This window comes from Stenotrophomonas sp. FW305-3-2-15-E-LB1 (assembly GCF_058787375.1).
Genome location: NZ_JBYSZR010000002.1, coordinates 251,087 through 269,964, shown reverse-complemented (window position 1 = coordinate 269,964; position 18,878 = coordinate 251,087). Strand labels below are relative to the sequence as shown.

The window sequence follows — 18,878 nt, the reverse complement described above, 5'->3', positions numbered from 1 at the left end:
TATGGGCTACGCTTGACGCATGTCCCAGAGCCCTGAACTGCTGCGTCGCCTGCTGCGTGCCAAGGACCAGATCGACCGGGCCAGCCACGAAGACTGGCCGGTGCTGCGCCTCGCGGGAGTCAGCGCGGTTTCGCCGGCCCACTTTGCACGCGCGTTCAAGCAGGCCTTCGGCGTACCTCCTCACCGCTACCTGCTCAGCCGCCGCATCGAGCGCGCGGTCGCCCTGTTGCGGGAGACCGATCTTCCTGTCACCGAGATCGCTGCACTGACCGGCTGGGTCAGCCTCGGCACGTTCGGGCGCATCTTTCGCGACATTGCCGGCGACAGCCCACGGGCGGTCCGCGAGCGCGAGCGCAGCAAGCTGGATGCCCGTGCGCCGATGCCGGAATGCCATGCGCGTGCCGCGCAGCGCCCCGACCTGAAGACCGCAGTTTTGGAGAAGCGACGCCGCGCCGCGCTTGATAGCGTGAGCCCCACTACAGAGGAGGGGTTATGACCGGTACCGTGAACGTGGTGGGCCTTTATGTGCGTGACCAGGACGAAGCACTCGATTTCTACGTCAGGATCCTGGGCTTCAGGGTGCATACCGATGTCGGCAGCGGTGAGTATCGTTGGCTTACCGTGCAGGCTGCAGGTGATGAGGGGTTCCAGCTCGGGTTGTTCAAGCCAGGGCCGCCGGTGCACGACACGGCGACCGCACAGGCATTGCAGCAATTGGTCGCCAAGGGCGCGATGCCGCCCCTGGTGCTGGCTGTCGAGGATTGCCGCGCCAGCCATGCGCAGCTGCTGGCCAAAGGCGTTGAATTCACCCAGGAGCCGGTCGAGCGCTACGGCGCGGTCGACGCTGGATTCCGTGATCCATCCGGCAATGGCTGGAAAATGATCGAGCGACCAGCGAAGGAGCGGGTGGCGCACTGAGATGGCGTGCGCACAGCGTCTGCGTGGATGGGGTGGCTGCGGCCACCCCGGGTGCAGTGATCTGCGAAGCCGGCAGGCGTCTCAGCCCGGCAGCTCGCACTGCATCTTGCCGTCCACGTAATAGGGCTTCGGCACGTTCGGGTTCTCGCTGGTCTTCTCGAAGACCACCTCGAACGAGTCCGACTTTGGCGTTCCCTTGCGGTCGGTGCAGGCGTCGCTGAGTTTCTTCTTCACTGCGGTGATGCCGGCATCGCGGTTGGCGCCGTCGGCGCTGTTGGTCAGGTTCACCGTTTCGGCCAGGGCCAGCGGGCTGAGGGCCAGCAGGCTGGCGGTGACGATCAGGCTGTGCAGACGGGTCATGCAATCTCCTCGTGCGTTCCATTGCGGGCGCGCCGCAGGCGTGCGACGCGCAGACAGCATAGGCAACACCGGTTAAGGCACCGTGCTCGGCCATCGATGCAGCGGCGCTGCGACCGATTGTTGCGCCGATGGTAGTGGGAACCATTCGCATCTGCTATGATTTAACGCGCCCTTAACCAGCGCCGCTGCCGCCGCCCCAGGCGCGCCTCCTATCAGCAGGTTCCTCATGTCCCATACCCGTTCCCTTGCCCGCGAGCCGATGCGCTCGCTGCTGTCCGTGTCCGTTGCCACGCTGCTGGCGCTGCCGATCGCCGCACAGGCCCAGTCGGCGATGCCGGACGGCGCCACGCCGACCGATCTGGATGCAGTGCACGTCAACGCCTACCGCACGATCACCCACACCTCGGGTGCAACCAAGACCGATACCCCGGTGGCGGAGATGGCCAAGTCCGTCTCGGTCATCGCCCGTGAGGAACTGGACGCACGCGGCGTGCAGAACCTCAACGAGGCGATGCGCTACGTGGCCGGTGTCTCGCTGGAAAGCACCGGCATCGACAACCGCGTGGATGATTTCCGCATCCGCGGCTTCGATGCCGGCAGCTGGAGCAACAACGTCACCGTCGATGGCATGCGCGCCCCGCAGGGTGGGCAGTGGAACCGGACCATGGTCGACAGCTGGAACCTGGACCGCGTGGAAGTCCTCAAGGGCCCTTCGGCCGTGATGTACGGCCAGGTGGCACCGGGCGGCATGGTCAACCAGGTCAGCAAGACGCCCACCCCGGACCAGCAGCAGGTGCTGCAGCTGGGCGTGGATGGCAACGGCCAGTACAGCACTGCCTTCGACGTCGGCGCCGGCAGCGCTGACAGTCGGCATCTCGGGCGCCTGGTTGGCCTGTACCGCGACGGTGACACGCAGATCAAGCACACCGACCAGGAGCACTGGTTCCTCGCCCCCAGCTATACCTGGCAGATGGCCGAACGCACCCGCCTGACCGTGCTGGGCCTGTACCAGCGCGATGATGGCGGCTCGACCTACCAGTTCCTGCCGATGGCCGGCACCCTGGTGGCCACGCCCCACGGCCACATGAAGAACAGCACGTTCATTGGTGAGCCGACCTGGAACACCTATGACCGCACCATCTGGTCCGGCGGCTGGCTGTTTGAACACGCCTTCAACGACCATTGGACGCTGAGCCAGAGCGCGCGCCGCTTGAACGTGGAATCGACCTTCCGCAGCGTGGTGACCAACGGCGCGCTGAACGCCGATGGCCGCACGCAGAAGCGTCGTTCCACCTGGGGCGAAGGCGATTCGCGCGGCGATACCGCCGATACCCGCCTGACCGGCACGTTCAGCACCGGCGCCGCCGAGCACACCCTGCTGGTGGGCGTGGACTGGCAGAAGGCCGACTGGACCGCCGCGCGCGGCGCAATGGGCACGGCCACCGATACGCCCACCGCCATCGACATCTTCAACCCGGTCTACAGCGGCTACATCCCGGCCACCACCTCGATCAGCTACTCCGGTGGCATCAACCGCCAGACCGGTGCCTACCTGCAGGACCAGATCGCGCTGGACAAGTGGCGCTTCACCGTCGGCGGCCGTTACGACTGGACCAAGGATGACACCTGGACCCAGGCCTATACCGTGGCCACCGACCGTTACGGCGCACGCACGCCGAGCCACATCAAGAACGATGCCTTCAGCGGCAACGCCGGCATCCTGTACGTGGCCGACAACGGCCTGACCCCGTACCTGAGCTATGCCGAATCGTTCCAGCCGGCCGGCAGCACGGCCACGCAGTCCTTTGAGCGCACGGCGTTCGATCCCATCACCGGCAAGCAGTGGGAAGCGGGCCTGAAGTACCAGCCTGCCAGCTTCGACGGCCTGATCACCGTGTCGGCCTACGACCTGCGCCAGCAGAACGTGCTGACCGATGATCCGGACAGCAGCCACAACACCTGTGGCACCACGGGCACCAGCCAGTGCCAGGTGCAGGATGGCGAAGGCCGCGTGCGCGGTGTCGAACTGGAAGGCCGCGTCACCCCGCTGCAGGGCTTCAGCGTGATCGGCGCTGCGTCGTGGATGGAATCGGAAGTCACCCGCAGCAACAACGGCTACCGCGGCAAGGAGCTGGCGATGGTGCCCGACTGGACCGCCTCGCTGTGGGGGGACTACACCTTCCAGGCAGGTGCGCTGGAAGGCCTGAGCCTGGCGGCGGGCGTGCGTTACAACGGCACGAGCTATGGTGACAGTGCCAACGTGTACCGCATTCCGTCCTACACCCTGTGGGATGCGGCCATCCGCTATGACGCCGGCCTGCATGGCGCAGTGGGCACGCTGCTGTCGTTGAACCTGAGCAACCTGGCCGACAAGCGTTTCGTGTCGACCTGCACCGGCGTGTCGTCGTGCTACTACGGCACCGGCCGCACGGTGACGGCGACGGCGCGATTCACCTGGTGATGCGTACCTGGTGATGCGCACCTGGTGTTGAGCACCTGATGATGCAAGGCTGCCGCCGCACCCGGAAGGGGCGGCGGCAGCGCCGATCACGCGGCTGCGTTGGCGGCGTACGCGGCCAGCACGGCCGGCAGTTCGTGCATCGACTCGAAGATCACGCGGGCACCGGCGGCTCGCAGGGCTTCGGGCGTGCTGTGGTACTGGCCGCCCGGGCTGTAACCGAACACCGTGGCGCCGGCAGCAACGCCCGCGGTGGCGCCGGTCACGGTGTCTTCGATGACCGCGCAGCGGGTCGGATCGACGCCCAGCGACGCGGCGGCGGCAAGGTATACATCGGGGTGCGGCTTGGTCCGCGGCTGATCCTGGCCACTGAAGATCTGCCCGCCGAAGGCATCGAGGATGCCGATCTTGCCCAGCTGCAGGCGCACCTTCAGCAGATCGGCGCCCGAGGCGCAGGCGATCCTGCCGCCGGTGGCCGCCTGCAGGGCACGCACGGCGGACGGCGCGCCGGGGATTTCAACCAGGTCGCGCTCCAGCGCCACGTTGCGCTGGTGGCGGAATTCATCCAGCCACGCCTCGGTGAAGGGCTTGCCGGTGCGTTCCTCGATCAGGCCAGCCAGGCCCGCCACGGATTTGCCGAGGAAAATCTCGCCGGCCTGCTGCTGGGTCAGCGGCCAGCCGCGCTCGGTCAGCATTTCCGAAAGCACGCGGGCCACCAGCGGCTCGGAATCGACGAGGACGCCATCGCAGTCGAACAGCACGGCATCGAAGGGGAAGGGGGACATCAGGAACTCCTTGCAACAACCAACGGGGGAAGCTGCCCGTCATTTTCCCACAGGCGGCGGCGGGGTGCGCCGCGCCTCGATGAACGCCGCGATCCGCTGCAGCGTGGCCGCGTTGCCGGCGGTGTAGACGATCATCGACAGGTCCGGGCGTGCCTCCACCGAGAACGTCGAGAATTCCAGCTCCAGTGGGCCCAGCTCCGGGTGCTTGAGCCGCTTGCTGCCATCGCCTTCGCTGGCCACATCGTTGCTGCGCCAGAGCGCCGCAAACTCGGGGCTGCTGGCCGAAAGCTCGGCCGCCAGCTGAGCCACCTCCGCCTCGGCACCGGCGCGGATCGCGTCGGCCCGCAGCGATGCCACCACGAAGCGTGCAACGCTGCTCCAATCCTCCTGCGCCGCGCGTACTCGGCTGTTGCTGAAGATGAAGCGCAGGATGTTGCGCTCGCTGGGCGGTACCTGCGCGTAGTCGGTCAGCAGTACCGTGGCGGCGTGGTTCCAGGCGACCACGTCCCAGGTCGGGGTACGGATCAACGCCGGGCTGTAGGGCAGGGCGTCCAACACCCGCTGCAGGCGCGGCGAGATGCTGTCGCCGCTGCGGTACTTCACTTCCGGCGGGCGGCCCAGCCCCAGCATGTAGACGTGTTCGCGTTCTGCATCGGTCAGGCGCAGGGCAGCGGCGATGCGGTCCAGCACCTCGGCCGACGGCGCGCCGCCGCGGCCCTGTTCCAGCCAGGTGTACCAGGTCGGGCTGATGCTGGCCCGTTGCGCCACTTCCTCGCGACGCAGGCCTGGCGTGCGTCGGCGGCCGATGGCGAAACCGAAGCTGGCCGGATCCAGCCGTGCGCGGCGGCTCTTGAGGAATTCTCCGAGCGAGTGCTGGTTCATGCCGGTCCCTGCCTGTCAGTCGCTATACCCGTATAACGTCACTACTTTAACAGGATGCGCTGAGCCGGATACTGGTCCCACTTTCCAGCGGAGCAGCATCCCATGCGTGTATTCCTGACCGGCGCCACCGGCTTCATTGGCCGCCGCGTATGCGAGCAGTTGCAGGCGGCAGGCCATGAGGTCATCGGCCTGACCCGCTCGGAAGCGGGCGCGGAGGCCCTGCGTGCCGCAGGCGCCCACGTGCAGCGTGGCGAGCTGGGCGACCTGGCCAGCCTGCGCACAGGCGCGGCGGCAGCCGATGCGGTGATCCACACCGCGTTCGACCACGATTTCAGCCGCTTCGCCGCCAACTGCGAGCAGGACGCGGCCGTGATCGGCGCACTGGGCGAGGTACTGAAGGGCTCGCCGCGCCCGCTGCTGATCACCTCCGGCGTCGGCATGGGGGAGGCCGCGCCCGGCCAGCCGGCGCTGGAAACCGTATTCAATCCTGGCCATGGCAACCCGCGCATCGCCTCCGAACGCGCGGGCAACGCGCTGCTCGACGCGGGCATCGACGTGCGGGTGATGCGCCTGCCGCAGGTGCATGATGCCTTCCGCCAAGGCCTGATCAGCTACTTCATCGACATCGCGCGCACGCAGGCGGTGGCCGCTTACGTGGGCGAGGGCGGCAACCGCTGGTCCGCGGCCCATGTGGATGATGTGGCCCGTGCCTACGTCCTGGCCCTGGAGCGCGGCCAGGCCGGTGAGCGCTACCACGCCGTGGCCGAGGAGGGCATCAGTGCCCGCCGCATTGCCGAGGTGGTGGGCGCGGGGCTGGGCGTGCCGGTGCGCAGCATCGCTGCGGAAGACGCGGCCGCGATGTTCGGCTGGTTTGGCCTGTTCGCCGGCATGGACCTGCCGGCATCGAGTGCACTGACGCGGCAGCGCCTTGGCTGGCAGCCGATCGGCCCGACGCTGCTGCAGGATCTGCAGGACATGGAGTATCGCGAGGGGCGCTGACTACGGATGAATGGCCCTGCACCGCGCTTGCATCCGCAGGCGCGGATACTGCAGGCCATCGATCCCCGCACGGGGTTGCCGGGGTCACCCTTCATGCCACGCCGGAAGACGCTGCGCATCGCCACCTTCAACGTCAACGGCATCGGCCCGCGCCTGCCGCATCTGCTGGCATGGCTGGACCGCGAAGCGCCCGATGTGGTGGCCCTGCAGGAGCTGAAAGCCACCGATGCTGCCTTCCCGGCAGCCGAGCTGGAGCAGGCGGGCTATGGCGCGATCTGGTGCGGCGAGGCGCGCTGGAACGGCGTTGCACTGCTGGCGCGGGATGCGGTGCCGATCGAAAGCCGTCGCCGGCTGCCGGGGGATCCCAAGGACAGCCAGAGCCGCTATCTGGAAGCGGCCGTGCATGGCATCGTCGTTGGCGCGCTGTATCTGCCCAACGGCAATCCGCAGCCTGGCCCGAAGTTCGATTACAAGCTGCGCTGGATGCAGCGGCTGCTGCGCCATGCCCGCTCGCTGGTCGATCTGCCCCACCCGGCGGTGCTGATGGGCGACTTCAATGTCATCCCCACCGAGCTGGACGTGTATGACCCCAAGGCCTGGAAGCGTGACGCGCTGTTCCAGCCCGACGTCCGCGAGGCATTCGAGCAGCTGCTCGCGCAGGGCTGGCGCGATGCGCTGCGCGAAATACACGGGGAAACAGTCATCTACACCTTCTGGGATTACTTCCGCCAGCACGCCGAGCGCGACCGCGGCCTGCGCATCGATCACCTGCTGCTCAACCCCGCATTGGCGCCGCGCCTGCAGGACGCAGGCGTCGACCGCTGGGTGCGGCTGCAGGAGAAAGCCAGCGATCACGCGCCGACGTGGCTCACCGTCAGCATCTGAATCCTTCATCGTGGCTGTAGGCGCTGGGCGTGAGGATGCACTGCCAAAGCATTCATCCATTGGACACGCCGGCAAGACAGCCATGTGATCGGGCAGCGCCTACGTTGCAGTTCTGTCCCTTGCGATTGACACGAAATGCTCGCTCCTGTGCTGCCTCCCCCGTTGTCCAACCTTGCCCGGCAACGCCTGCTGCAGGTGCCTGATCTTCCACTTCCGGGCCAGGGCCGCACACTGGAGCGCTGGCGGGCGCTGGCTGCTCTGGGCCATGAGGATCTGTGTCTGGCCAAGGTGCTTGAGGCGCATCACGATGCAGTGGCGATCCTGCATGAACTACGCGTGCCCGTCCCAGCAGAGCAACTGCTGGCGGTGTGGGCGGCTGAAGGCCCCGCCAGTACGCTGCGGGCCGAGCACACGGGACGCCTGCGCGGTGACAAGCCCTGGTGTTCCGGAAGCAATCTGGTCGACACCGCCTTGGTGACCGTGCGCGGTGAGTCGGGTGTCCAGTTGTACAAGGTGGACGCGTCGCAGTGGCACTGCATGGAGAGCGAGCCTTGGCCGGCCGCCGGCATGGCCGGCGTACCCTCCACCACGGTGCGCTTCGACGACGCTGAGGCCGAAGCGGTCGGGCCCGTCAACGCTTACCTGGAACGTCCCGGCTTCTGGCACGGGGGGGCTGGCATCGCCGCGGTCTGGTTCGGTGCGGCGACCGCGCTGGCCGAGCGCATGCAGCACGCCTGCAGTGAGGGCCTGCGTGCACGCCTGCTGGGCAAGGCTGACCTCGCGCTGGCCCCGGCAGCGGCACTGCTGCGCGAACTGGCCCATGCCATCGATGCAGCGCCACAGCTTACCCACCGGGTGCAGGTCGTGCGCGTGCGCAGCGTGGTCGAACGCGCCGCCACGCAGGTACTGGACCTGGCCGGCCGCGCGCTTGGCCCGGCGCCGATGTGCATGGAAGATGCCCATGCGCGCCGCTGGGCCGATCTGACCGTGTTCATGCGGCAGAGCCACGCCGACAAGGATTGGGAATGGCTGGGCGAACAGTGCGCCCGGCAGGTGATGCCATGGGCGCTGTAGCCACCATCCACGGCCAAGGCTCTGACGAACGCGCATGGGAGCACTGCGACTGGCTCTGGCAGCAGCCCGAGACGCCTTTGGCTGAACTCGTTGCCGGGGCAGGGCGCATCGTGGTGGTCGCGCCGCATCCGGATGACGAGGTACTGGCCTGTGGCGGTTTGCTGTGTGCGGCGGCAGCCATTGGCGTGCCGGTGCAGGTGGTGGCGGTAACCGATGGCGAGGCCTGCTATCCGGGCGAAGCCTGGTGGACACCGCAGCGCCTGCGCCAGGCACGCCGCGAGGAACTGCGCGACGCCCTTGGCGCACTGGCCATCGATGCTGCGTCCATCGTCCACCTTGGCATTGCCGACGGCGGGGTCAGCAATCACGAAACGGGCCTGGAAGATTGGTTGTGGCAGACGCTGCGCGAGGACGACCTGGTACTGGCACCGTGGCGCTTCGATGGCCACCCCGACCATGAAGCCGCGGGCCGTGCTGCCTGGCGTGCCGCGCGTTCGGCCGGATGCCAGCGCCTGGAGTATCCGGTGTGGGGCTGGCACTGGCTGGACCCCGGTTGCGCCCACATGGCCTGGGAATCGCCACGCCTGCTCGATATTTCCGCTGTCGCCGCGCGCAAGCGCGAGGCCATCGCCCAGTTCCGCACCCAGACCGGTGACGTGCCACGGCTGCAGGCCGAGCCCATCCTTCCGGCCCACGTGCTCACCCGCTTCTACCGTACCCACGAGGTCTACTTTGCATGAGCGCCCAGCCTTACTTTGACGAAATCCACGCCAATGACGATCCCTTCGGCTACCGCACCCGCTGGTACGAAGAGCGTAAGCGCGACCTGCTGATGGCCAGTCTTACCCAGCCCACCTTCCAACGCGGCTGGGAGCTGGGCTGCTCCAACGGGGTGCTCACAGAGCGCCTGGCCGGCCGCTGCGAGCGCCTGCTGGCCACCGACATCAGTCCGCGCGCCGCTTTCCAGGCGCGCCGCGGGCTGGCGCATCTACCGCATGTGCAGGTGCATTGCGCGCAGCATCCGCAGCAGTGGCCGGCCGGTCGATTCGATCTCATCGTCTGCGGCGAGATGGGTTACTACCTCGGCCCAGATGCGCTGGTCGAACTGCGCGATGGGCTGCACGCCGCGATGAAGGACGACGGCCTGCTGGTAGCCTGCCATTGGCTGCCGTCGTTCCCGGGCCGGGCCACCCGCAGCGCGCTGGTGCATGAGCGATTGGGGCATGGCCTGCAGGAGGCCTTCTGCTACCGCGACAGCGACTTCATCCTGCAGGGCTGGACCCGAGCACCGCTTTCGCTGGCCAGCAACGAGGGGCTGAGATGATCGGCGTGCTGGTGCCGGCACACAACGAAGCCGAGCACCTTCCGGCGTGCCTGCGCTCGCTGGCCATTGCCGCAGCGCATCCCGGGTTGGCTGGCGAGCCGGTGCAGATCATCGTTGCCCTGGATGCCTGCACGGATGGCAGCGCTGAGGTCTGTGCAGGGATGGCCGCGGAAATCCTCAGCCTGCAGGCACGCTGCGTCGGCGCTGCGCGCGCGGCCGCGGCGGGTGTGCTTATCGAGCGCGGCGCCACATGGCTGGCCAGCACCGATGCAGACAGCGAAGTCCCGGCCGATTGGCTGGTGGCCCAGCGCGCCGCAGGCACCGACGTGTTCTGTGGCGTCGTCGATCTTGGCGAGCTGGCGCCGCAGCAGGCGTGGTTGCGCAGCTGCTTCCAGCGCAGCGAGCGCTGGGATGAGGGGCATGGTCGCGTGCACGGGGCCAACCTCGGGGTCTCGGCCTCTGCCTACCGGCGGGCGGGCGGATTCGCGGCGAAGCGATGCTCCGAAGATGTGGACCTGGTGCGTCGATTGGAGGCGGCTGGCGCGTCGATCCGTTGGGCCAGCGCGCCTGTGGTGACCACCAGTAGCCGGTTGTCAGGCCGCGCCGTCGGTGGCTTTGCGGATCATCTGGCAAGCCTGGCTGCCGTTGAGGCGTTGCCGACTCCTCAGCTGGCCTTGGCCAGCTGAGGAGTCCTTCAGCGCAGATCTAGTGGCCGTCCACCGCAAACGCGGCATGGATCAGCGCCAGATGACTCAGGCCCTGCGGTGTGTTGCCCAGACCCTGTCCAGTGAGCGGGTCCCACATTTCCGGCATCAGCCCGACATCGTTGCGCACCCGCCCCAGTAGTGAATGGAACAGGCGCTCGGCCTCGTCCCGCTCGCCGAGCAAGCCATACGCCTCCACCATCCAGAACGCGCAGCTGATGAAGGTGCCTTCGCAATCCTGCATGCCGCTGTAGCGCCACAACAGATCGCCGCTGGCATCGCACAGCTCGCGTCGCATGGCGTCACGGGTAGCGATGAAGCGCTCCCGCCGTACCTCGGCGAGGCCGAATCGCGAGGCCAGCATCAGGCTGGCATCCAGCCGGTCACTGCCGGCGTGCATCACGTATGCCTGCTTGCTCTCATCCCAGCAGTGCGTATCGATCCAGTCCAGGATGCGCTCTTTCTCGCGCTGCCAGCGTGGCAGACGCGCGCGGGTGATGTGGCCCTTTTCAGCGAGATCGCAAGCGCGTCGAAGGGCCATCCAGCATTCCACTTTGGACATGGTGTAGTGCTGCAGCTCCTCCAGTTCCCAGAATCCGCAGTCCTTGCGCATCCATTGGTCGGCGCATTCGTCTGCCAGCTCGAACAGCAGGCGCGCGGTGGCGGGATCCAGGATGTGTCCGGCCTCGATCATCCGGCTGGCCATCTCCAGCACATCGCCGTAGACACAGGTCTGCAGCTGGTCGGTTGCGGTGTTGCCGACCCGCACCGGTTGGCTGCCCTGGTAGCCCGGGATGTCGATGTAACGCTCCTGCTCCACACGCTCTCCGCGCAGGGTGTAGCACGGTGGAATGCCTGGACGGTGGCGGCCGATGGTGGTCATCAGCCAGCTGAAACCCGCCTTCGCGTCGGGCAGGGCGCCTACGCGCAGGAACGCCTTGATCACATAGGCGGCATCGCGCACCCAGGCATATCGGTAGTCCCAGTTCTTGTCGCCCCCCAGGCGTTCGGGCAGAGAGGCACTCACCGCTGCGGCGATCGCCCCGGTGGGAGCAAACCAGAGGAACTTCAGCGCCAGCGCCGAACACAAGACCTCGCTGCGCTGGCGGCTCTCACAATGCAGATCGGCAACCCATTGCCGCCATTCACGGTCGGAACGGTCGATGCGGGTATCGATGTCCTGCAAGGGCGGTACCGGCAGCACTTCGTCCTGCGAGGCCAGCAGGGCAATGATCGCCCGCTCGCCCGGTGCAACCTGGATGCTGCCCCTCACCTCGCGGTCATCACACTGCTCGATGCGGGTCTGCTCGGGATAGCGCAGCATGGTCATCACCGGGCCGACATGGTGCACGCAGCCGTTGGGCGTGTCGCTCATCCAGGGCGTGCAGCTGCCGGCGCGGGTACCCGGAAGATAGTGCAGATCGAAGGTCACCTCTCCGTCGAGTCCTTCGATGCGGCGCGCCAGTTCTGACCACGGCAGGCGTCCGGCCGGCCCGCTGTTCAGCGATTCGGTCACCAGGGCACGGCCCGACACGGTGCGCACCTCGGTTTCCAGTACATTGCTGTCCGGCCGGTAGCGGCGGGAGACGTTCTCGATGTTGCGCGCCTGCAGCACGAAACGCCCGCCGTCAGCCGCATCCAGCAAGCGATCAAACAGGGGCGGCGCATCCAGGCAGGGTGCGCACCACCAGTCGATGCTGCCATCGGGCGCGATCAGTGCGGCAGACCGCCCGTCACCGATGGCCGCGTAGGCGTTGATCAGCGCGTGACCTTGAGGGTCACGCGCGATGCTCACTCCTTCCACTGCGTCCTGGCTCACGGCAGCAGCATGCCGCCAGTGGCGCCGATCACCTCACCGGTGATGTAGCTGGATTCCTGGGTGGCCAGCAGAACGTAGGCGGATGCCATCTCTACCGGCTGGCCCGCGCGCTTCAACGGTGTCTGCGAACCGAAATCGGGGATCGCCTCCGGCGGCTGGCCACCTGCGGGCTGCAGCGGTGTCCAGATCGGGCCCGGCGCAACCGCATTGACGCGGATGCCACGCTCGGCCACCTGCCGCGCCAGCGACTTGGTGAAGTTGACGATGGCGGCCTTGGTGGGCGCGTAGTCGAGCAGGTTCGGCGAGGGCTGGTAGGCCTGGATGGAAGCGGTGTTGATGATCGTCGCGCCGGCGGGTAAATGGGGCAGGGCGGCCTTGCACACCCAGAACAGCGCGTGCACGTTGGTGCGGAATGTCGCCTCGAACTGCTCGGTGTCCAGATCCTCTATCTTCTCGACGGCCAGCTGCTTGCCAGCGATGTTCGCCAGCACATCCAGTCCGCCCAGCCCGTCCACGGCCTGCTTCACCAGGTCCCGGCAGAACGCCTCGTCCTGCAGATCGCCGGGCAGGGCAATGGCCTTGAGGCCTTCCGCGTTGATCAGGGCGACGACTTCCGCCGCGTCCTTCTCTTCCTCGGGCAGATAGTTGAGCGCGACATCCGCACCTTCCCGCGCGAAGGCGATGGCCACCGCGCGGCCGATCCCGGAGTCAGCGCCGGTGATCAGCGCTTTGCGCCCTTTCATCCGCCCCAGGCCGACGTAGCTCTTCTCGCCGTGATCTGCCTTGGGATTCAATTCGTGCACCGTACCCGGTGGCGTCTGCACCTGGGCCGGGTAGGTCGGTTGCGGGAATTGGGTGAGGGGGTTCTGCATGTCGTACTGGTTGCGGGTCATGGGGTTTCCTTGGGGGAGGTAGATAGCGGGTTACAGGGTGACGGCGCCACCGGAGATGGTGAGCAGCGCGCCCGACGTATAGCTGGCACTGTCCGCGGCCAGCATCACGTAGGCGGACGCAAGCTCGGCGGGCTGGCCAGGGCGACCGAACGGGGTCTGGCTGCCGAAGTTTTCGACCTTGTCCGCGGCCATGCCGGCGGGAATGAACGGCGTCCAGATCGGGCCCGGCAGGACCGCGTTGACCCGGATGCCCTTCTCGGCCAGCAGTCCTGCCAAGCCGATGGTGAGGTTGGCGACCGCACCCTTGGTGGTGGAGTACGGCAGGATGTTCGGCGTCGGCTTCTTCGAGTTCACCGATGCGGTGTTGATGACCGAGCCGCCGCCCTTCAGGTGCGGAACGCTGAGGCGGGTCAGGTTGAACAGCGCATGGACATTGGTATCGAACGTCTTGCGCCAGTCGTCCATGGTGATCTCGTCAAACGACTCGTAGTAGCGCTGGTAGGCGGCGTTGTTGACCAGGATGTCCAGGCCGCCCAGCTCATGCACGACGCGCTGGATCAACTGTTCGGCCTGCGCCTCGTCGCTGATATCGCAGGGGATCAGTACCGCCTTCTGGCCGGCCTCCTGGATGAGCTTGCCGATGGCGGCAGCATCGTCCTTTTCGCTTTCCAGGAAGGCGATCGCCACATCCGCACCTTCGCGTGCATAGGCAATGGCCACGGCTGCGCCGATGCCGCTGTCGCCACCGGTGATGAGTGCCTTCTTGCCCTCAAGCTGGCGGTGACCCTTGTAGCTCTGTTCACCGTGGTCCGGTTTCGGGTCAAGTTTGCTGGTCTTGCCAGGGAAGGACTGTTGCTGCGCCTTGAATGGCGGCTTCGGGTAGTTGGGGACTGGCATGCGTGCGTCGTCTATGGAGGAAGGGAGCGGCCAGTGTGGGCACCCCGCAGTAAACGCCGTGGCCCAGCAATGTCGGCACGGCGTGCACGGCGTGGGTCACAGCGGGTGCGCGATGGTGGTCATGATGCTGTTCGCGGCCTGGCGCGAATCCAGGCGCGTTCGCAAGGGGCTGTCGTTGGGCCAATGGGCCCTGCACCCGCTATAGCAGGTCGCGTAGACAGAGTCACGCAGCGTGGACGACCTGTTCTGTATCCCTCCGGGCAGGCCATGCAGGGAGAAGACCGTGACCGATCTGTTCGAGCTGGGCATGCCGTGGTTTGAGTTCGTACTACGGGCCACCGCCGTTTACGTGGTGGTGCTGCTGTTGACGCGGCTCAGTGGCAAACGATCGATCGGGCAGTCCGCACCGTTCGATATGCTGGTGATCGTCCTGCTGGGTACGGCGGTGCAGAACTCGCTGATCGGTGAGGACACCTCGCTGCTTGGCGGACTCATCCTTGCCGCCACGTTGCTGGGTCTGAACTGGCTGGTCGGTTTCGTGACCGCGCGCAGCCGGCGCCTGCATCGCTGGGTCGAGGGCGCGCCGGTGGTGCTGGTGCGCAACGGCAAGGTGTTCTGGGAGCAATTGCGCCGTTGCAATGTGGCGCCGGAGGACCTGGACGTGGCCATGCGCAAGGCAGGCTGCGATGGCCATCACCAGATCGAACTGGCCATGCTGGAAACCTCGGGAGAGATCACCGTGGATGCCGAAGGCCGATGAAGCTGCAACAGTGGAATCCACACGCCGCACACGACAAGGTCACCGTGGGCACAGCCGTGCCCATGCAACCCTGCAGTCCCCAACGGCAGGAGAACGACGATGCAGGCGCTGACCTATCACGGCCGTAAGGATGTCCGCGTTGAGACCGTCCCCGACCCGGTACTTGCCGCAGAAGACGACATCATCCTGCGTGTCACCGCCACCGCCATCTGTGGCTCGGACCTGCACCTGTACCGGGGGAAGATCCCGGATCTGCACACCGGCGATGTGCTGGGCCACGAGTTCATGGGCATTGTGGAAGAGGTTGGCAGGGGCGTAACCCAGGTGCGCCCCGGCGACCGGGTGGTCATACCGTTCGTGATTGCCTGTGGCGAGTGTTTCCACTGCCAGTTGGCGGAGTATGCCGCGTGCGAAACCACCAACCCAGGCAAAGGCGCGGCGCTCAATGCGAAGGGATTGATGCCACCAGCCGCATTGTTCGGATACAGCCACCTCTACGGCGGGGTCGCTGGCGGCCAGGCAGAATTCGTGCGTGTGCCCAAGGCCAATGTCGGTCCCCTGCGGATTCCGGATGGGGTGGCCGACGAGCAGGTGCTGTTCCTGTCCGATATTCTGCCGACGGGCTATCAGGCCGCGCTGAATGCAGGGGTGAAGGCGGGCTCGACGGTTGCGATCTTCGGTGCCGGACCGGTCGGTTTGATGAGCGCCGCGTGCTGCCGCCTGCTGGGTGCGGAAACCATCTTCATGGTGGACCATCTGCCGTATCGCCTGGACTTCGCGCAACGCACCTATGGCGTCACGCCCATCGATTTCGGCAAGGTGGACGATCCGGCGGATTACATCATCAGCCAGACCAGCGGCCGGGGCGTGGATGCCTGCATTGAAGCCGTCGGCTTTGAGGCCGAGGGTAGTTCGCTTGAGACCGCACTGACAGCGGTCAAGCTCGAAGGCAGCAGTGGCGTGGCGATCCGCCAATGCATCGCCGCCGCCCGGCGCGGCGGGGTGGTCAGCATTCCCGGGGTCTACGCCGGTTTCATCCATGGCTTCCTGCTGGGGGATGCATTCGACAAGGGGCTGACCTTCAAGATGGGGCAGACCCATGTGCAGGGCCTCATGCCCGAGCTGCTGACCGCCATCCTGGAGGGCAAGCTGGACCCCGGCAACATCATTTCGCACCGGATGAGCTTGGCCGAAGCCGCGCAGGGCTATGCCATGTTCGATGCGAAGGACGATGACTGCCGGAAGATCGTGCTGACCCCGTGACAAGCGACCCAGCGAGCGGTACGCCGCTGACCCCTGACAGGCGCTACATCGTGGTGCGCGGGCGGCTCTGGCGCGCGACCAATCCGAATCTCACCGCCATCGAACGTGCGCGGTGGGTGGCGGCGCTCATGGACGCGCGGCGCGCGGTGCAGGCCGCGATGAGGAGCGGAGAAGCGGCGGCGCTGCGGAATGCACGCCGTGCGGTGGATGCGGCTAAACGAGGTCTCGGCGAGCGTGGCCCGGTGTGGTGGACAGATGGTGGCAAGGACTACAACCGCTACCTGGTAAAGAATACGCCGTACGCGAGCTGGTTCGACGGTCTTTGAAGGGGAGGGAGGCAGCTCAGTCTTTCGACCCTCGACGACCTCCCGTCGGATCGACCTCAGGTCGCTCGTAGTCGTCGGGATGTGCCGTCTCGTTCTGTTCCGGCATGTCCTTGCCTTTCTTCCAGCTCTGGTCGGTACGGACCTTGTCCGGCGTATGCGCCTTGTCCTGGTCGCTGGCGTCGCCCGTGGGGTTGAACGGTAGCTTGCTCATCGGAGGAATTCCTTGCGGTGGGTGCAGTTTCAGCGCTGTAACGGTTGTCTGCCACGGCTCTGGGCCAGCGTCTGGTTCACTGCTTCCTGAAGTTGCGGGATGTGGAACGGCTTGGCGACGAAGCGTGCTTTCTGGTGTCGGGCTGGCACGACCTGATCGTAGACGGCGGAGGCGAACAGGAAGGGCACGCCCAGCTCCGCCAGCCGGTCAGCGACCGGGAACACCACGCCGTCGCCGAGCTCGATATCAAGGATGGCGGCATCGAACTGCTCGTTGCGCAGCAGGCTGAGTGCCTCGAATACGCTTTCAGCGTGCGTGATGGTGTTCCCCTCGTTGGACAGCGCATCCTCAACCAGTTCAGCCAGATCCAGCTGATCCTCTACCAATAACAGGCAGTGCTCCTGCGTCTGTTCATTTTCATACTTCTGCATACGCAGGTCGTGCTCGTATTGTCATGTTGCCCCTATGTTCCGCTTCCGGGCATCAAGCCAGCGGCTGGCTGCCGTGTGCGCGGCGCGAAGGTCGCATGACCCGATGGATGCGGGTCGCAGTCGGCGGGCGGACGTGAACCGCCCTGGTAGATGCCCACCTTGGTGGGCCGTAGGGCCAGGGCGCCAGTCAAGGTTGGCACCTACCGAAGCGCGTCCAGCCACCGGGAGCCGCCTTGGTAGATGCGCACCTTGGTGGGCCGTAGGGCCGGGGGCCAACCAAGGTTGGCATCTACCGAAGCCCGTCCAGTCACCGGAAACCGCCTTGGTAGATGCCCACCTTGGTGGGCCGTAGGGCCAGGGGCCAACCAAGGTTGGCATCTACCGGAGCCATCGCGGGCGATCACGCTGTGTTGGTTTTCTGCGCGCCACACTGGACCACCCCCTTCACAGGATCCAGCATGAGCCAGGTATTCATCGTCGGCGCAGCCGGCAAGGTCGGCCGTTCCCTTGTCGAGCAGGCCAGCGCACGTGGCCATCGCGTACTGGCCCTGCATCGCGGTCAGGACCAGGCCGCCGAACTCACCGCCCTCGGCGCCGGCCCGGTGCAGGGCGATCTGCTGCAGCTGGATGTCGCCGCGCTGGCGGCGCTGATGAAAGGCTGCGACGTGGTGGTGTTCTCGGCCGGTGCCGGTGGCAAGGGCGGCGCGTCGATGACCGACGCCATCGATGGGCGCGGACTGGAACTGGCCGTGGCCGCGGCACAGGCCGCGGCCGTGCCGCGCTTCCTGCTGGTGTCGGCCTTCCCGGAAGCCGGTCGTGGCAAGCACCTGTCGGATACGTTCGAGAACTACATGGTGGTGAAGAAGCGTGCCGACGTGCACCTGGCCGAAAGCCCGCTGGACTGGGTGATCCTGCGCCCGGGCACGCTCACCGACGAACCGGGCACGGGCCGGGTGCGTGCCGGCCTCGCCATTCCCTACGGCAACATCGCCCGCGCCGACGTCGCTGCCACGCTATTGGCATTGATCGAACACCCGCAGCTGCGCCGCTGCATCATCGAACTCACCGAGGGCGAAACCCCGGTGTTCGATGCACTGCAGGCGCTGTCGCCGGCATGAGGGCTTGACCACGACAACGCGCTGACGCAGCATCGGGCGCATGGTCCTCCGCGCCGCCGCCGTCACTACCACCACGACTGCCCCTGGCAGGTCGTGAGGTCGTTACGTGACGTGATGTAGCGCCGCCCCTCAGGACCCCGCCAGTCATGGACGGGGTCTTCTGTTTCTCCGTCCGTGCCCACCCCACAGGAGAAACACCATGAGCCCATCCCGAATCCCCCGCCGCGGCCTGCTGGTCATCGACATGCAGCACGGCCTGTTCAACGGCGCGCATCGCCCTTACCGCGCTGACGAAGTCCTGGTCAACATCAATGCGCTGATCGACCGCGCACATGCCGCCGATGCCCCGGTGTTTGCCGCACGCCACGTCGGCCCCGCAGGCTCGCCGCTTGCCAGCGACAGCCCGCTGTCGCAGCTGCTGGCTGGCCTCGCCATCGATCCGGCGCGCGACACCGTGTTCGAGAAGACGCGGCCCAGCTGCTTCTTCGAGACCGGCCTGGTCGAGCGACTGGCCGCGGCCGGCGTCGAAGAACTGGTCATCGTCGGCATGAAGACCGACTACTGCGTGGATACCACCTGCCGCGCCGCGCGTGACCTCGGCGTTGCGGCCGTGCTGGTGGCCGACGCGCACACCACCACCGATTCGGCCGTGCTTGAGGCGCAGACCATCGTCGAGCATCACAACGCCACGCTGCGCGGGGCGTTTGTCAGCCTCGTCGCCAGCGCAGACTGCACGTTCGCGGCAGGGTAAGCTCCAGTCAACGAAGTCAG

The 18,878-nt window shown here is 66.7% G+C and carries 22 protein-coding genes; 14 read left to right on the top strand and 8 right to left on the bottom strand.

From position 1 onward, the window contains the following. The first annotated feature begins 19 nt into the window (after window positions 1-19). Together AC3WL7_RS02940 and AC3WL7_RS02935 are read left to right on the top strand one after the other, a co-directional pair. On the top strand, window positions 20-496 hold the full coding sequence (locus AC3WL7_RS02940; protein WP_492749251.1) for a helix-turn-helix domain-containing protein: 477 nt from the start codon (window positions 20-22) through the stop codon (window positions 494-496). Then, window positions 493-918, top strand: a complete 426-nt coding sequence (locus AC3WL7_RS02935) for a VOC family protein (RefSeq protein WP_079221977.1) — start codon at window positions 493-495, stop codon at window positions 916-918. The genes AC3WL7_RS02940 and AC3WL7_RS02935 overlap by 4 nt, the downstream gene beginning before the upstream one ends. A gap of 81 nt (window positions 919-999) precedes the next feature. On the opposite strand, the gene AC3WL7_RS02930 is transcribed toward AC3WL7_RS02935, so the two are convergent. Then, entirely contained in the window at window positions 1,000-1,278 is a 279-nt protein-coding gene (locus tag AC3WL7_RS02930) for a hypothetical protein (protein ID WP_079221976.1), read from the bottom strand. A 226-nt stretch (window positions 1,279-1,504) separates the two neighbouring features. Between AC3WL7_RS02930 and AC3WL7_RS02925 the strand changes: the two genes are divergently transcribed. Continuing rightward, a complete protein-coding gene (locus AC3WL7_RS02925; RefSeq protein WP_492749250.1) occupies window positions 1,505-3,739 on the top strand; it encodes a TonB-dependent siderophore receptor in 2,235 nt (744 codons plus the stop codon). Window positions 3,740-3,825: 86 nt separating this feature from the next. Here AC3WL7_RS02925 and AC3WL7_RS02920 read toward each other — a convergent pair whose 3' ends face one another. Together AC3WL7_RS02920 and AC3WL7_RS02915 are read right to left on the bottom strand one after the other, a co-directional pair. After that, a complete protein-coding gene (locus AC3WL7_RS02920; protein WP_492749249.1) occupies window positions 3,826-4,521 on the bottom strand; it encodes an HAD family hydrolase in 696 nt (231 codons plus the stop codon). A 39-nt stretch (window positions 4,522-4,560) separates the two neighbouring features. After that, window positions 4,561-5,403, bottom strand: a complete 843-nt coding sequence (locus AC3WL7_RS02915) for a helix-turn-helix transcriptional regulator (protein ID WP_492749248.1) — start codon at window positions 5,401-5,403, stop codon at window positions 4,561-4,563. A gap of 102 nt (window positions 5,404-5,505) precedes the next feature. Here AC3WL7_RS02915 and AC3WL7_RS02910 point away from each other — a divergent pair, with 102 nt between their 5' ends. From AC3WL7_RS02910 to AC3WL7_RS02885, 6 genes are all read left to right on the top strand, one after another. Further along, on the top strand, window positions 5,506-6,402 hold the full coding sequence (locus AC3WL7_RS02910) for an SDR family oxidoreductase (RefSeq protein ID WP_492749247.1): 897 nt from the start codon (window positions 5,506-5,508) through the stop codon (window positions 6,400-6,402). Window positions 6,403-6,495: 93 nt separating this feature from the next. After that, complete coding sequence (xth, locus tag AC3WL7_RS02905; protein WP_492749246.1) at window positions 6,496-7,287, top strand: exodeoxyribonuclease III; 792 nt, start codon at window positions 6,496-6,498, stop codon at window positions 7,285-7,287. Between the two features lie 135 nt (window positions 7,288-7,422). Further along, window positions 7,423-8,361, top strand: coding sequence for an acyl-CoA dehydrogenase (locus tag AC3WL7_RS02900; RefSeq protein WP_492749245.1), 939 nt, complete (start codon window positions 7,423-7,425; stop codon window positions 8,359-8,361). Further along, window positions 8,349-9,101 carry a PIG-L deacetylase family protein gene (locus AC3WL7_RS02895; protein ID WP_492749244.1) on the top strand — a complete coding sequence of 251 codons (753 nt, stop codon included), beginning with the start codon at window positions 8,349-8,351 and terminating at the stop codon, window positions 9,099-9,101. The genes AC3WL7_RS02900 and AC3WL7_RS02895 overlap by 13 nt, the downstream gene beginning before the upstream one ends. After that, the gene (locus AC3WL7_RS02890; RefSeq protein WP_200731693.1) at window positions 9,098-9,685 is read left to right on the top strand and encodes a class I SAM-dependent DNA methyltransferase; all 588 of its coding nucleotides are present in this window, start codon (window positions 9,098-9,100) and stop codon (window positions 9,683-9,685) included. Before AC3WL7_RS02895 ends, AC3WL7_RS02890 begins: the two co-directional genes overlap by 4 nt. Next, on the top strand, window positions 9,682-10,371 hold the full coding sequence (locus tag AC3WL7_RS02885; RefSeq protein WP_492749243.1) for a glycosyltransferase family 2 protein: 690 nt from the start codon (window positions 9,682-9,684) through the stop codon (window positions 10,369-10,371). Before AC3WL7_RS02890 ends, AC3WL7_RS02885 begins: the two co-directional genes overlap by 4 nt. A gap of 19 nt (window positions 10,372-10,390) precedes the next feature. On the opposite strand, the gene AC3WL7_RS02880 is transcribed toward AC3WL7_RS02885, so the two are convergent. The 3 genes from AC3WL7_RS02880 to AC3WL7_RS02870 are packed head-to-tail and all read right to left on the bottom strand — an operon-like array spanning window position 10,391 to window position 13,998. Then, window positions 10,391-12,208 carry a glycoside hydrolase family 15 protein gene (locus tag AC3WL7_RS02880; RefSeq protein WP_492749242.1) on the bottom strand — a complete coding sequence of 606 codons (1,818 nt, stop codon included), beginning with the start codon at window positions 12,206-12,208 and terminating at the stop codon, window positions 10,391-10,393. Next, window positions 12,205-13,101, bottom strand: coding sequence for an SDR family oxidoreductase (locus AC3WL7_RS02875; RefSeq protein ID WP_492749241.1), 897 nt, complete (start codon window positions 13,099-13,101; stop codon window positions 12,205-12,207). Before AC3WL7_RS02875 ends, AC3WL7_RS02880 begins: the two co-directional genes overlap by 4 nt. A 30-nt stretch (window positions 13,102-13,131) precedes the next feature. Beyond that, window positions 13,132-13,998 (bottom strand): SDR family oxidoreductase, encoded by an 867-nt coding sequence (locus AC3WL7_RS02870; protein ID WP_492749240.1) that lies wholly within the window; start codon window positions 13,996-13,998, stop codon window positions 13,132-13,134. A 307-nt stretch (window positions 13,999-14,305) separates the two neighbouring features. Between AC3WL7_RS02870 and AC3WL7_RS02865 the strand changes: the two genes are divergently transcribed. The 3 genes from AC3WL7_RS02865 (at window position 14,306) to AC3WL7_RS02855 (ending at window position 16,347) form a co-directional block, all read left to right on the top strand. Continuing rightward, entirely contained in the window at window positions 14,306-14,758 is a 453-nt protein-coding gene (locus AC3WL7_RS02865; RefSeq protein WP_428992535.1) for a DUF421 domain-containing protein, read from the top strand. A 99-nt stretch (window positions 14,759-14,857) separates the two neighbouring features. Further along, window positions 14,858-16,021 carry a zinc-dependent alcohol dehydrogenase gene (locus AC3WL7_RS02860; RefSeq protein ID WP_492749239.1) on the top strand — a complete coding sequence of 388 codons (1,164 nt, stop codon included), beginning with the start codon at window positions 14,858-14,860 and terminating at the stop codon, window positions 16,019-16,021. After that, on the top strand, window positions 16,018-16,347 hold the full coding sequence (locus AC3WL7_RS02855) for a hypothetical protein (RefSeq protein ID WP_200731686.1): 330 nt from the start codon (window positions 16,018-16,020) through the stop codon (window positions 16,345-16,347). The genes AC3WL7_RS02860 and AC3WL7_RS02855 overlap by 4 nt, the downstream gene beginning before the upstream one ends. A gap of 16 nt (window positions 16,348-16,363) precedes the next feature. On the opposite strand, the gene AC3WL7_RS02850 is transcribed toward AC3WL7_RS02855, so the two are convergent. Next, window positions 16,364-16,558, bottom strand: coding sequence for a hypothetical protein (locus tag AC3WL7_RS02850; RefSeq protein WP_079221965.1), 195 nt, complete (start codon window positions 16,556-16,558; stop codon window positions 16,364-16,366). A gap of 29 nt (window positions 16,559-16,587) precedes the next feature. Then, window positions 16,588-16,989 carry a response regulator gene (locus AC3WL7_RS02845; protein WP_492749238.1) on the bottom strand — a complete coding sequence of 134 codons (402 nt, stop codon included), beginning with the start codon at window positions 16,987-16,989 and terminating at the stop codon, window positions 16,588-16,590. 458 nt (window positions 16,990-17,447) lie between these two features. On the opposite strand from AC3WL7_RS02845, the gene AC3WL7_RS02840 reads away from it, so the two are divergent. Together AC3WL7_RS02840 and AC3WL7_RS02835 are read left to right on the top strand one after the other, a co-directional pair. Next, window positions 17,448-18,107, top strand: coding sequence for an NAD(P)H-binding protein (locus tag AC3WL7_RS02840; protein ID WP_079221963.1), 660 nt, complete (start codon window positions 17,448-17,450; stop codon window positions 18,105-18,107). 199 nt (window positions 18,108-18,306) lie between these two features. After that, a complete protein-coding gene (locus tag AC3WL7_RS02835; protein WP_079221962.1) occupies window positions 18,307-18,858 on the top strand; it encodes a cysteine hydrolase family protein in 552 nt (183 codons plus the stop codon). Window positions 18,859-18,878 lie beyond the last annotated feature (20 nt).

What these genes read in the sequence shown, in the direction of transcription:
- AC3WL7_RS02940 (WP_492749251.1), top strand. Translation starts at nt 20, where the DNA reads ATGTCCCAGAGCCCTGAACTGCTGCGTCGCCTGCTGCGTGCCAAGGAC.
- AC3WL7_RS02935 (WP_079221977.1), top strand. Translation starts at nt 493, where the DNA reads ATGACCGGTACCGTGAACGTGGTGGGCCTTTATGTGCGTGACCAGGAC.
- AC3WL7_RS02930 (WP_079221976.1), bottom strand. Translation starts at nt 1,278, where the DNA reads ATGACCCGTCTGCACAGCCTGATCGTCACCGCCAGCCTGCTGGCCCTC.
- AC3WL7_RS02925 (WP_492749250.1), top strand. Translation starts at nt 1,505, where the DNA reads ATGTCCCATACCCGTTCCCTTGCCCGCGAGCCGATGCGCTCGCTGCTG.
- AC3WL7_RS02920 (WP_492749249.1), bottom strand. Translation starts at nt 4,521, where the DNA reads ATGTCCCCCTTCCCCTTCGATGCCGTGCTGTTCGACTGCGATGGCGTC.
- AC3WL7_RS02915 (WP_492749248.1), bottom strand. Translation starts at nt 5,403, where the DNA reads ATGAACCAGCACTCGCTCGGAGAATTCCTCAAGAGCCGCCGCGCACGG.
- AC3WL7_RS02910 (WP_492749247.1), top strand. Translation starts at nt 5,506, where the DNA reads ATGCGTGTATTCCTGACCGGCGCCACCGGCTTCATTGGCCGCCGCGTA.
- xth (WP_492749246.1), top strand. Translation starts at nt 6,496, where the DNA reads ATGCCACGCCGGAAGACGCTGCGCATCGCCACCTTCAACGTCAACGGC.
- AC3WL7_RS02900 (WP_492749245.1), top strand. Translation starts at nt 7,423, where the DNA reads ATGCTCGCTCCTGTGCTGCCTCCCCCGTTGTCCAACCTTGCCCGGCAA.
- AC3WL7_RS02895 (WP_492749244.1), top strand. Translation starts at nt 8,349, where the DNA reads ATGGGCGCTGTAGCCACCATCCACGGCCAAGGCTCTGACGAACGCGCA.
- AC3WL7_RS02890 (WP_200731693.1), top strand. Translation starts at nt 9,098, where the DNA reads ATGAGCGCCCAGCCTTACTTTGACGAAATCCACGCCAATGACGATCCC.
- AC3WL7_RS02885 (WP_492749243.1), top strand. Translation starts at nt 9,682, where the DNA reads ATGATCGGCGTGCTGGTGCCGGCACACAACGAAGCCGAGCACCTTCCG.
- AC3WL7_RS02875 (WP_492749241.1), bottom strand. Translation starts at nt 13,101, where the DNA reads ATGACCCGCAACCAGTACGACATGCAGAACCCCCTCACCCAATTCCCG.
- AC3WL7_RS02870 (WP_492749240.1), bottom strand. Translation starts at nt 13,998, where the DNA reads ATGCCAGTCCCCAACTACCCGAAGCCGCCATTCAAGGCGCAGCAACAG.
- AC3WL7_RS02865 (WP_428992535.1), top strand. Translation starts at nt 14,306, where the DNA reads ATGCCGTGGTTTGAGTTCGTACTACGGGCCACCGCCGTTTACGTGGTG.
- AC3WL7_RS02860 (WP_492749239.1), top strand. Translation starts at nt 14,858, where the DNA reads ATGCAGGCGCTGACCTATCACGGCCGTAAGGATGTCCGCGTTGAGACC.
- AC3WL7_RS02850 (WP_079221965.1), bottom strand. Translation starts at nt 16,558, where the DNA reads ATGAGCAAGCTACCGTTCAACCCCACGGGCGACGCCAGCGACCAGGAC.
- AC3WL7_RS02845 (WP_492749238.1), bottom strand. Translation starts at nt 16,989, where the DNA reads ATGCAGAAGTATGAAAATGAACAGACGCAGGAGCACTGCCTGTTATTG.
- AC3WL7_RS02840 (WP_079221963.1), top strand. Translation starts at nt 17,448, where the DNA reads ATGAGCCAGGTATTCATCGTCGGCGCAGCCGGCAAGGTCGGCCGTTCC.
- AC3WL7_RS02835 (WP_079221962.1), top strand. Translation starts at nt 18,307, where the DNA reads ATGAGCCCATCCCGAATCCCCCGCCGCGGCCTGCTGGTCATCGACATG.